The 12,781-nt window shown below is 58.8% G+C and carries 7 protein-coding genes; all 7 read left to right on the top strand.

The features are described 5' to 3' along the window. Window positions 1-306 precede the first annotated feature (306 nt). On the top strand, window positions 307-2,661 hold the full coding sequence (locus KR541_RS24760; RefSeq protein WP_216089862.1) for a type VI secretion system Vgr family protein: 2,355 nt from the start codon (window positions 307-309) through the stop codon (window positions 2,659-2,661). A 76-nt stretch (window positions 2,662-2,737) separates the two neighbouring features. After that, window positions 2,738-5,107 carry a hypothetical protein gene (locus tag KR541_RS24765; protein ID WP_306427013.1) on the top strand — a complete coding sequence of 790 codons (2,370 nt, stop codon included), beginning with the start codon at window positions 2,738-2,740 and terminating at the stop codon, window positions 5,105-5,107. Then, window positions 5,071-5,736 (top strand): hypothetical protein, encoded by a 666-nt coding sequence (locus KR541_RS24770; protein WP_176015803.1) that lies wholly within the window; start codon window positions 5,071-5,073, stop codon window positions 5,734-5,736. Before KR541_RS24765 ends, KR541_RS24770 begins: the two co-directional genes overlap by 37 nt. An 88-nt stretch (window positions 5,737-5,824) precedes the next feature. Next, window positions 5,825-6,085 carry a PAAR domain-containing protein gene (locus KR541_RS24775; protein WP_089489513.1) on the top strand — a complete coding sequence of 87 codons (261 nt, stop codon included), beginning with the start codon at window positions 5,825-5,827 and terminating at the stop codon, window positions 6,083-6,085. After that, the gene (locus KR541_RS24780; protein ID WP_244137962.1) at window positions 6,037-7,389 is read left to right on the top strand and encodes a hypothetical protein; all 1,353 of its coding nucleotides are present in this window, start codon (window positions 6,037-6,039) and stop codon (window positions 7,387-7,389) included. Before KR541_RS24775 ends, KR541_RS24780 begins: the two co-directional genes overlap by 49 nt. After that, complete coding sequence (locus KR541_RS24785; protein ID WP_252996684.1) at window positions 7,337-10,921, top strand: ImcF-related family protein; 3,585 nt, start codon at window positions 7,337-7,339, stop codon at window positions 10,919-10,921. The genes KR541_RS24780 and KR541_RS24785 overlap by 53 nt, the downstream gene beginning before the upstream one ends. Then, on the top strand, window positions 10,918-12,768 hold the full coding sequence (tssF, locus tag KR541_RS24790; protein WP_089489510.1) for a type VI secretion system baseplate subunit TssF: 1,851 nt from the start codon (window positions 10,918-10,920) through the stop codon (window positions 12,766-12,768). Before KR541_RS24785 ends, tssF begins: the two co-directional genes overlap by 4 nt. The last annotated feature ends 13 nt before the right edge of the window (window positions 12,769-12,781 follow it).

Raw genomic sequence — 12,781 nt, forward strand, 5'->3', positions numbered from 1 at the left:
TTTGTATCCCATGATGACCTATATTTCCTATTCAGTTTTTTGATTTTAGCGATGCTTTTGGAGATCGCGGTTTGAGGTAATAAGAGATAAGAAAAAATAGAAAGCTAATCAAAAGTAAATAAAAATTTATAAAATAAATAAGTGATTGATTTGATTCTGTAAAAGTTCCGAACTGCCAGATCTGTGACCGGTGTGTGTTCATCCTCGTGAACCCATGCTTCACTGGCGAGAGCGTTGTGGCACTGCGTCCCTGAATGCGTGAATGGGAGAACGTGCCGGTGTAAAACCTCTCGTTCAACGGCAACCATGCGAACCATTCAGGATGTACTGAAACACCCCAATTCGGTCGTTACCCAACCGCTGCATCTCGAGATCGCGGCGCTCGATGCGCCGGCCTCCGTTCTGTCATTCGTTCTGACCGAGGAAATGAATACGCGATTCCTCGCGGACATCATCGTGACCTCGCAGGACAAGCGGATCAACGGCGCGACGATTGTGGGCCAGCCGGCAGTCTTCACGATCGAGGAACACGCTTCCGTGCCGTCGATGGCGGATGTGATCCATCCGGTTCGGCATGCAGCGCGTACCGTGCACGGCGTCGTAACACAATGGACTCGCGTCAGAACGTCTCGCGACGAAGCCACCTACCAAGTCCATCTGAAGCCGCGTTTCTCGCTGCTTGAAGAGGTGCACGATTCGGCCGTATTGCTGGACAGGTCGTTGCGCGAGCTGCTGAGCGACATGATCGTCGATCGCGACTTGTTCCAATCCTTCGACGTCGAGTTCGAGCTGGAAGGGCTCGACGGGAAGTTCGAGCAAACCGTGATGTACGAAGAGACGGTCGCGAACTTTATCGACCGGCACTGCCGGCGCGTGGGAGTCTATTACTACTTCAAGCAGGCGAAGAAGGAGGACGGCCCGCAACGCGACACGTTGGTGTTCGGCAATACGCCTCGAGGCTATATGCGAGCGCTCGAGGTGCCGGTGATGCCGCATTCCGGTCTGACGAGCTGGCACGAGGCGATTCTGACGCTGGAAGTCACGCGCGCGCTGGTGCCGCAGACGGTGCGCGAATGGGATCGCAACTACCGCATACCCGACGATCCGCTGCAGGTCGAATCGATCGTGGCCTATGACGATCGCTCGGTATACGGGAGTGTGAACCGCAGCGTCGAGCATTTCCATTCGGTCGAGGAAGGGCAGGCGCTGGCTGACGCGCGGCGTGACGAACTGCTCACGCGGCAAGTGCGGCTCAACGGCACGAGTAACGTCATCGGCATGACGCCTGGCATGGTGGTGCGGATCACCAATGACGAGGTGCACGAGGCGCCGCACGGGATGGTGATCACGAAGCTCGTCACGACCGGTAGCCGGAGCCAGTCGGTGGTCAACACCTTTGAAGCGATCCCCGCGCATCAGACCTACCGGCCCGAATACGTTCCTGAAAAGCATTGGCGATGGATCGCCGGCATGCTGATCGGTGTGGTCGAGTCAGGCGATGACGAGCCGTACGCATGGATGGACGAATATGGCCGCTATCGCGTCAGGCTCCTGTTCACCCGGCACAGCGGCAAGCGTGGCACGAACAGCATGCCGTTGCGTGTGCTGCGTACGTCGGCGTCGTATCAGGGCGGCCTGCACATCCCCTTGCTGCCGCGGTCCGAAGTACGCGTCGTCGCGACCCAGGGAAATTGCGACCGCCTGCTGATCGCAGGGGCGCTGCATGACCATGCGCGTCGCGACCTCGTTCACGGCAAGGAAGGGTGGTACAGCCGCGCCGTATTCCGCTCGCCATTGCTCGGCAACAAGTTGCGCTTCGAGGATTTGAAAGACCACGAGGGTATCCGGTTGGCGACGGTGTTCGGGCAGTCGTCGCTCAACATGGGCCATCTGGTCGACAGGGACAAGAACAAGCGCGGCCAGGGCTTCGAATTGACCACGCAGAACTGGGGCACGTTGCGCGCGCCGAAGGGGCTGTTCGTTTCGGCAGACGCAGCAGGTGGATCCGAGACACCGCATCTCGACATGCCCGCCGCTATCGCGCAACTCAAGACAGCATTGCAGCGCGTAACAGACCTTGCGGCTGCGACGACGCAAGCCAAGGCCGACCCTGCGGACCGTGCGACGCAGGCGGCGCTGCTCGACGGCCTCGATCAGCTTCGCGACGCGGGGCTGCTTGCGAGTGCTCCCGGCGGCATCGCGTTCGTGACACCGAAATCACTGCAGCAATCGACGGGCGAGAACGTGATCGTCACCGCAGGCCGGGACATGGACGTGAGCATCGTCAGGCGGCTGCGCATGGTGGCGGGTGACCTGATCTCGCTGTGTGCGCACAAGCTCGGGCTGAATTTTGTCGCAGCGAAGGGCAAGGTCATGATGGCGGCGCTTACGGACGGGATGGACTTGTTCGCGAAGCAGCAGCTGCGCGTCGCGAGCCAAAGTGCGGATGTCCAAGTGTCGGCCAAGTCGAAGATCACACTCAACAGCGGTGGAGCTTCGCTCGTAATCGAGAACGGCAACATGACATTTCACTGTCCCGGCGCCTTCACGATAAAGGCGGCGTCATTCTCGTTTCACGGGCCGAACAACGTCACGACACCATTGCCGTCGCTACCGCAGGCCAACCTGAAGATTTCCGACCGGTACTCGTCGTCCCACTGAAGCCATGATCATCAGCCCTCCCTTCCTTCCCGTATCGGGCGCGACGTCTAGTGATGCGTCAAAGACGGACGCTATGATGGACGTCGTCGATCAGTTCGAGATTGGTCATCATGGGGTCTATCCCGTTGCCTTCGACCGGCGCTTTCACTGTGGCATTCACCTGGATCCGGGCGAGCAGCACGAACCGGTGCGGGCAATTGCTGACGGCGAGGTGGTCGCGTATCGCGTTTGCAAAAGCGCTCTGTCTGATGGCGCGAAAGATCCGACTGGACAACCGGCGCTGAACTCGAATGCGGGATTCGTCTTACTCAGACATAAGACCGAGACAGGACGTGGGCGAACGATCACGTTCTACTCACTATATATGCATTTGCTGGACATGACCGAACAGGAGTGGCTTGCTCCCCAGCCAACCGATCCGCCGGCCGAGGGATCGATGAGTGCCCTCCCCAAATGGCTGCTCGATACGGCGGGCGGCAAGGACGGAGTCGTTCAGCCGGGCGGCGCAAAGAAGGTGTACCGCAAGGACATGCTCGGATATGTCGGTCAGCATCAGGGGGTGCGGCATCTGCATTTCGAAGTTTTCATGTCCGATGCTGATTTTACAGCCTGGTTTGATCACGACGGCCATCAGGTTCAACTGGGTGAGAAAGATCCTGTTCAGCCTGCGTCGAGCGACTACTGGGGACATTCCTATTTCATCATTAAGGGGCCACAGGATTTTGTCGCGCAGCCGGCGGGTATGACGGACGACTGGTTTCCGCGACTGCCAGGCGGCTCAATTGGTGAGCAAGACATCCTTTATGTGGAAGCGTGGTTCAACAAGGGGCGGCGCTATACATGCGCGTGGATCGACCGTGGTAGCAGCGGCAACGTTATCCTGCTTACACAGGTTCCGGTTGCTGACCCGTACGACGGAGAAACGGAACAGTATGAATATGATCTGTATGATCGAGCGGTAGCACTCTATTCAGAGTGTCCGAGCGATGGCTATGAAATGCTGCGCTTTGGGCGAATTCTTTCAAGTGCGGTGGTGCCGGGAGAAGCTCCTGCTACTTGGGTCGCAGTGCCCATCGATGAGAATGGCACGCAAGGATATGTCAACATCGCTGCTGACGAGATCATCAAATTGTCGGACGCCGACTTTCCATTCTTCAAGGGCTGGCAAAAAGTTGACGAAAGCAATACGCCGTTTAATCAGGACGGGTTATGCGGATACGATGAGCTTTGCCGTCTGACCGGCGTTGCTGATCCACAGGCAACGTCCGGAATGATCCAGCCGCTCGAATACGACAATAACAACGACGATAATGCCAACCAGTTGCTCGCAGGCTATGTGCGGAATGCAGAGGGTGTGCGCACAAAGCTCAGAGGGTTGGTGTTCAACGCGCGCAGCGAGTGGGATCCCTTGTACAACGACGATCGCTATAAAGGTCTGAATGGACCAGATGGATTCTTTGGCAAGCAGAAAGATACCAATCCAGGTGGCTATGCCTCGTTTATTAAGTTCCTCGGGAATTTTCAGTTTCTGGACAAGTTGCCGTCCGAATCGTCGCTAGCAGATCAGAAGTTCTGGTATTTTCATCCGCTTGAATTTATTCGGCACTTCAGGAAGTGCGGGTGGCTCAGTAAGAAGGAGATGCTTCAGCTTATACCGGATCGCGTTATTAGAAAGCCCGGGTCGCATAATTCGCCCTCTCAGGGAGTATGGGAATCGCCAAATCCAGATTATGCTTCATCTTTGCTTGATAGATTTGGACTGGGTTTGAACAATTCGATGAGGAAGTTCAAGCTTGATACCCCTAGTCGACAGGCGTGTTTTATGGCAAATGCCACACAGGAAACAGGATGGTTCCGCTATCTTGCGGAAGGGAATCGCAACGATGGTGCGACAGATCTGCACGGTGGTTGGTTTGGTCGGGGTTTTCTGCAGTTGACAAATCCTAACGGAAATATGGGTGGCGGAAATAATAATTATTATAAATATTTTAAATTTATTGGTCGAAACCCGCGTTTACCACCAGGGGAGCAGGAGGTGCGGTGGCGAAATGAGATTGCAAGAGATGTTTGTCATGCGAGTCATAGTGCAGGCGCTTATTGGGTTTGGTCCGGAAAATCAATGCCAACGGCGAACAATCCGGCGCGACCACGGGTGGATAGTGCGAATAAATATGCAGACGAGATGAGTGTGAATGAAAGAAGGGCAATCCGAACAAATGCCGGTGTTAAGGTGTGGTATTACAACCAGTCCTTTGCGAATTGTGCTGCGGCAGTGAATTATCCGGGGGCTACAGGCAGGAATCCACCAAACATGAATGGTCTAGTAGATCGGTCGACGTCGTTCATTAATGCGCTAATGGTTCTGGCTGATATTGTGGTTTTCAAGGGCCCAAATCAAGAGGATCTAACGTGGCCGGAAAATTTCACAAGGCGGAAATTGTCGTGAGAAATGTATTTTTAGCGTTGGTGGCATTTTTTTGGCTCGATGGAGCTGCGATAGCTGAGTTGGATTCTAATGGTCGATCCAATTATAGAGATAATATATTTCTATTGGAGAGTCGGTGTGGGTATATTCTCGGTGAAAATATATCGTCAAAAACGGTTGATTCGTCTATGAGTGTAAATAATGGAATTGTGTCATTTGATTTTTATCTTGTGATGAAGCTGGATGGGTCTGCTATACGCGGTAAGCTATCGTTTAGTTGCTTTGTGGCTGGGTCGAGTGTGTCAAGTTCGAGTGTTGCGAATAAAACTACCGCAGTCGACGAAATTGCTTTGGAAGATTCTGGCGGACGATATGTGCGCAATATCGTATGGCAAAGGAAATATGAAGGAAAGGGGTGGGATGGAACTGTTGCCTATGTTAATTCGGTATATGGAGATCGGGAAAGAATGCGTGTTCCTGATTATTTTTTAATATGTCCTAATGCAATATATTTTCCGTGTTTCTCGTTTGAGGTTGTGGGGAGGGGGCTTGCAAAAAAGGAAAGCGATCGAATTCCTGTGGTGCTTGGCGGAATTGAAGTTGTTGCCTTGCGATCGACAGTTCCTGAAACAAACGAAAGGGATCGATAGACTTTAATTCTCCATTAATTTGTCCGTGCGCTTGGGTGCGCGGTGTGCCGGGAATTCAAAAAACCCTACTCAACTAGATAGCCGATATATGCAATCTCCCATTCGCAAAGGTGACAAGCTCGAACATGGCGGCGAAGTCACCAGCGGCTCGCCATGGACGATGTTCATGGACAGGCCGCTTGCACGTAAAGGCGACGATGCGACCTGCGACTTGCATGGTCCGACTGTGATTGACGAGGGCGCCGACAAGTATCCCGATCGCGACGGGGAGCTGTTTGCGCTGGACGGCCATCGCTGCGCATGTGGTTGTCGATTGATTTCGTCGTTACCGAACGTCCACTTCGAGTAATGCCGGTCGATCTTTCTCCCGCCGGACGCCCCAGCGCGTATCCGCCCAGGATGCGCTTCTGGCCGTGGGCATTAACTTGGTTTGTCTGTAATGTGTTCGGTCCGCTGGTTATTTTGCTGACGTGGCCGAAAAGCGAACCCGCGAGTGGCCTTAGGTTTTGGGGCTTGATTATTGGGGTGCCGAACGGACTGTTTCTGGTCCTGCTCGGCTTTGGTCGCGCAGGCTACGAGGGGCTGTGGTACCGCGCATACTGGCGCAACCATCATCGTGACCGCTGGCTTGCGAAGAAGATCGGGTTCGCGCAGCGACCGCTTTATGTACTCGGCGCAGGCTATTGCCTGCCTCTTGGCGGGACATCTTTGTTCGACGTTCTGAGAGGGAAACGCTCCATCATGAAGGTGCAAGCCCCGCGGCACGGCTCAGGAAAAGTTTTGTGCAATCGCTTTGACGACGACGACCCGCTACTGGACGACCCGTCGAATGAGCCGCCACTGGACGCTTCATTCATGGCGGATGAAGAGGAAACCCCAACTGACAATGCTGCCGTACCGAAGAAGGCCGATCCAGTTGTGCAGATGATCCGCGTTGCGCTTGAGCCTCTCGCTGGAAGCATTCACGCATTAACTCGATACGAAAGGGCATATTGGCCCCAAGTACGCGTATTGACCGAGTCGGACGTCGCGAACATGCGTTTGACCCAGGTTCGCGCTGCGATGCATCTGGCGGCGCTTCCGCCCTTGGAAGTCCGGGCCGTTCCGGCTACCGACGGGTTGCTTGTGGCCGATGTATGGCTCGATGCGCATGAATCCCGTCCGCTCCTCGTCATCGCTACGGCGTGGTACGACGATGATATCGATGAGAGCCTCGCCGAGGGATGTGTGGCTGCGTTGTTCGATGCCGGCTGTTTCGGGCTCCCGCATGAGGTCAGCAGAAAGGCTGCGCTACATAGGCCCGTTGCAGGTGATTCCGCTGAATCAGGATATGGTTTCGCGAACGCCGCCATCTGGGGCAAAGCCGATGCCGCGTCGGTGACGCGCGCGTGGATAACGCGGCCGGTTGAAAACTGCGTCCCCGCTTTGAACGCTGCAGGGTTTGTGATTGCAGCAAAAGACGCCGCGCAGACTCGGCTGGATCGTATCGTTGGCGACATGCGGGCAGCGAACGGTCTGCTGGCGATCGCTGCGGCGATCGAGTCCGGTGCCAGTGACGGACCGCAACTCGTCGTCGATGGCTCGCACTCGGCCATCCTCCATGTCTTACCCCAAGATCAAACGGCTTCAACGCATGTCGATATCCAAAAATAACCTGCATAACGCGCAGCCTCAAGCGGCGTTAACCGAAGAAGCTCACAGCCGGGTCGCAGTCTGGGGGCTGCCTCTTGCCGCGTTGGTTATTGCCGTTGCAGCGCTTGTGCTGGCTTGGTTCCAGGGCGAGCGCCTCGGCGTTCCCGATGGCACGCCTCGCACACTGGCATTAATCGGTATTCCGGTATTGCTGGTTGTCATCGTGATCATTCATCTGATTGCGATATCGACTGGCGCATATGTGGGCGCTGCCAAACTGTTTCGTCTGCAAACCGGCGAGAAGGAGGCTGCTTCAACGACGGGACAGCAGATCAAACGCGATGCCCGTCTGCAACGCCTGTTCGAGGAACTACGGGTATCGCAGGGCCGGCGCTGGCGATACCGCTCACCGTGGCTGATGGTGAGCGGTGCGGATACGTTGGTCGATCAGGTCGCGCCCGGTCTGAAGCGCGCGGGCGTGATGCCGGTTGGCAATGCGATCCTCGTGCACGGGGCACCGGACGGCATCGACGCGGGCGTGTGGCGCCGGCAGATCCGTAAGCTGCGGAGCAAACGGCCCGTCGACGGCGTTGTGCACGTCACGCACGTGGAAGAGCGCGATATCGAATTGCCGCGCGTACTTGCTGCACTGGCCGCCGATATCGGCTGGGCCGCGCCTGTCACCGTGCTGCACGCCGTGCCCGCGCAGGGCGATCGACCCGAGACGTTCGAGGCGATCGGTGCATTTCTGGGGGCGGCATACAAGAGGGAGCAGCCGGCGCTGGACTTACGCGATCAGCTTGCCACGATTGAGCGCTGTACGGCGGACGCGGGCGTGCAGCAATGTACAGCGCCCACGCGGGTCAGCTATCTAGCCGAAATCTCGCAATACATCGGGACACAGCTCGAACACATCGTTACCGGCTGGCAAGCGCTCTTGGCATCGCAATGGCTGCGCGCGCCGCTAGCAGGTGTGATGTTCGCTCCGGTATTTGAGGCGACAGCGGCGATGCCGACGCCGGTGCCGATCGCCGCGGACGCGAGCACAAGGGTGACGAACATCCCGATCGAGTTCCCGCCGCAACCGGCTGCACTGCTACCCGCGTGGCGCGCTATCGCCAACCGGCGACGCATTGGCCGGCGGGTCGGATTCTACTGGCCGGATGTGCTAGCGATGGGCGTGACCATTGCGGCGATAGCGTGGTGTGCATGGATGACCGCATCGTTCATCGGCAACCAGCGACTCATGCGCGAAGCGCAGGCGGCAGCGCGCGCAGCGGTCGATGCGCGGCCGCAGACCACAGCCGCCTGGCGCGCGCAACTGGCGTTACAACAGTTGATGGAAAGGCTCGAATACCGGCAGCAGCATGGCGCCCCGTGGTACCTGCGGGCCGGCTTGTCGCGAAATGACGATGTTCTCGGCAGTCTCTGGCAACCGTACCGACTCGCTGCGACGCGTAACTTGCAGGTGCCCGTGGTGCAAACGATCGGGGAAGTGTTGAAGGCAGCAGATCAGGCACGCGCCGATAGCCTGCAATCGCAGGACACGCGACGTAGCACCTACAACGCGCTCAAGACTTATCTGATGCTCGGCGAGCCATCGCGCACCGAGCCCGCATTTCTGAAGCGTACGCTCGTCACCCTATGGGCGCGGCCTGTCGAGATGCCGCTCGGCGAGCGTGACGATACTGGCAGGCGGCTTGCAGGCTTCTACGCCGAGCACCTGAAAGCGCATCCCGAATGGCGGATAGCGACGGACGATCGCATCGTGACCTCGACCCGCAACATGCTGGTCACGCAAATGGGACTCGCGTCGGCGGAGGACACGGTGTACCAACGTATCCTCGACGAAGTCAAAAACAAATACGCCGACGCGTCGCTCGAAACGCTGCTGAATGGCGCAGATGCGCATGGAATGTTCAAGGCATCACAGACCGTCCCGGGGATCTATACGCGTGCGGCGTGGGACGGCATGGTCGCCTCGGCAATCGACAAGGCGTCGCATGAACGCCGGATCAGCGGTGACTGGGTGTTGTCCGGCTCGCAGATTTCGCAGAGGATCGGCAATACGCTCGCGAACGGTATGACCCAAACCACGGCGATCGACGACGAGAAACGCGCAGCCGAGGAACTGAAGCAGCGATTGACGGCCCGGTATTTTGGCGAGTACACGGCGGCATGGCAGCGCATGCTCAATAGCCTGCAGTGGCAACCGACGTCCAACCTCGGTGGCGCGATCGAACAGCTTTCTCGACTGGCGGACGCGCAGACGTCCCCGTTGATCGCGCTGATGAAATCCGTGCAGTATCAGGCGCAAGCGGGACGGCCGTCGCAGGCGCTGGCCGACACCCTGGTGAGAAAGGCGCAGAACCTGATCGGGGCCGACGAACAGGCGGGGGCGACCGTCATCAACCCGCTCGACAAGCCGTTTGGTCCACTGCTGGTGCTGATGGGCGATACGGGCACGTCGTCTGCCGCGGAAAACGGGAAGCGCGCCACGCCAGCCGACATCGCGCTAAGCGGTGTCAGCTTGTCGCGCTACCTGACGGCAGTCACGACGATGCGGCTGAAGCTGCAGCAGATCGCGGGCAGTCCGGACGCTCAGGTAATGGCGCGCTCGCTCGCCCAGACCGTGTTTCAAGGCAAGTTGTCGGAATTGTCCCAGGCGCGCAACGACGCGGCGCTCACGGCCGCGAGCCTGGGTACGGCGTGGGCGGGCTTCGGCGATACGGTGTTTGCGCAGCCGCTCGAAACCGCATGGCAGACGATCCTGCAACCGGCTGCCGCGAGCTTGAATGACGCATGGCGAGCCGGTGTTGCCGCACCGTTCAACGCAGCGATGAGCGGCCGTTATCCGTTCTTCGATACGCAGGCCGATGCGTCCTTCGCCGAGTTCGGCCGCTATGTACGACCCGATACCGGATTGATTTCGCGCTTCATCACGACGCAACTGGCCGGCGTGATGAAACTCGAGGGTGACTATTGGGCGCGCAGCGAGCTCGCACCGCAGGCGTTGCAGTTCGACCCGACATTCCTGAGCGCCGTCCGGCAGTTGTCGACGGTTGGGGTACAGCTTTACCCGCAGGCCGATGCGGGGCAGAAATTCGAAATGATGGCGTTGCCGACGCCGAACGTGACGCGATCGGAACTGTCGGTCGACGGCATGCGGATCGTCTATTTCAATCAGCAGGAGCGCTGGACCCCACTGGCATGGCCCGGCAACGGCCTGAACGGGCACGCGAGGCTCACATGGCAGACGCGCGACGCAGGCCTGCGACAGGCATTTGATTCGGCCGGCGATTGGGCATTCCTGCGTCTGCTGAGCGAGGCCGACATCAAGCCGCTCGATGGCACGCGCTATCGGCTTACATGGAACACGGGGAGCAGCGAGCCGTTGTCGTACGTATTGCGTACGCGGGTCGGCGCCGGGCCGATCGACCTGCTGAAACTGCGCGGGTTCCGCATGCCGGATCGCATTTTCGTCGTCGGCAAGGCGGGTGCCGTGCCGACGATGCCGCTTCTGCCGCCGCTGCCACCGGATTTCCAGCCATGAGTGAAGACAAGAACAATCCGACGAAGCCTGCAGGAAGCGGTGTCGGTGCGGATGACGATCGATACCTGCGCTACTTCGATGCGGAGATGCGTTATCTGCGCGAGGCGGGGAAGGAGTTCGCGAGGTCCCAGCCACAAGGCGCCCGCCGTGTGGGAATGACGATGCCTGGCGCGCGCCACGACAGTGTCGAGCAGACCTACGAGGGTTTCGCGTTTCTCACGAGCCGGCTGCGGATGAAGCTCGATGACGCGGCACCGGAAATCACCGATCCACTGCTCGATCATCTGTGGCCGCATACAGGCCGTACGATTCCGTCGCTGACCATCCTCGAGTGCGTGCCGCGCACCGGCGAGGCGCGGATACTCGATACGTTGCCACCAGGGTTGCAGGTACGTTCGACACCGGTCGGTCCGGACGGGACGATATGTGTCTATCGAACCACTCGGGCGATACACTTGCTACCGCTCAACGTGCGCGAGGCGGGCGCGCGCATGCGCGAGGACGGCCTTACGGTAATCCGGCTCGCGTTCGACCTGCTGCACCGCGAGCAGCGGTTGGTGGACGACCTGTCGCGTATCCGGCTATACCTGCATGGCGACCGGCCGACTGCATCGGCGCTGTACGCGGTTTTCACGCGCCAGGTGGAGTCGATCGGCGTGCGCATGCCGCGCCTGCTAGACGGCCAGCTACAACTGCGCCCGGCGATGACGATCGAGGCGGCGGGCTTCGGCGCGCACGCGCGACTGTGGCCGACCGACCTCGATGTACGCGACGTCGATCTCGACCGCGAGCAGACGATGCTCGAATATTTCGCATTCCCCGAAAAGTTCCACTTCGTGGATTTGTGCGGTTTCGACGCGGCCAGCGTGCCGCCGGGCGAAACACGTCTTGAATTCGAAATCGTGATTCGAGACCGGATCCCCGGTGACGCCACGTTCTGTGCGGACAACATCCGGTTGTTCTGCACGCCGGTGATCAATCTGCTCGAACTGGACGCGCAGGCAATCCGTCCCAATGCGCATGACCGCGACTATCCGGTGCGCGCCCCGGCCTCCGCAGGCGAGCACGTCGAGCCGTACGATGTATTGTCGGTGGTGGCGACCGATCCGCGCACCGCCAGGCAATACCCGTATCAATCGATCAAGGTATTCCGGCACCGCGGCGGGATGATGCGGCACGAGTCGCCGGATCGGTACTACCACGCTTCGAATCGGCAGGGTGTAACGGGCCAGCGCGAGATGGTCGTGACGTTGGGCGGGCATCTGTGGGCGGAACCGGGCAGCTTACCGGACGGACACGTAACGGTCCGGGTATTGGCAAACAACGGGCGCTTGCCGCGTATGGCGCTGCGCGAATCGATGGTTACCACGCCTGCTTCGACCTTCAATGGTGTCGAGCGCGTGCACAACTTGACGGCCCCGACGATGCCGCTGTATCCGCCGCGCGGCGGCGATTATGACTGGCGGGTGATTTCTCACTTCAATGGCGCGGGCACAACCGAGCTGAACATGATGGACGCGAATGTGCTGCGCGGCGCGCTGTCGTTGTACGACTGGAGGCGAGATGACGATAACCGGCGACGCATCGACGCGATTCGTCACGTTTGGCTCGATGAGGAAACGGAACGGGTGGGGGCGCGCGTCGACCGTATCGTGAATGTGAACGTGGGTATCGAGCCGTCGGGTTTTGCCGGGTCCGGCGACGTCGCGCTGTTCGGCGACGTACTCAGTCGCTTCGTCGGCCGCTATGCGTGCTTCCATTTTGCGGTGCGGCTCGTGCTGTATGAAGGCGTGGGCGGCCCGAGCCGGCGCTATCCATGCACGATCAAGACGGGAGACTGGCTGTGACACCGCGAGCACA

This window comes from Burkholderia sola (assembly GCF_905400185.1).
Taxonomy (GTDB): domain Bacteria; phylum Pseudomonadota; class Gammaproteobacteria; order Burkholderiales; family Burkholderiaceae; genus Burkholderia; species Burkholderia sola.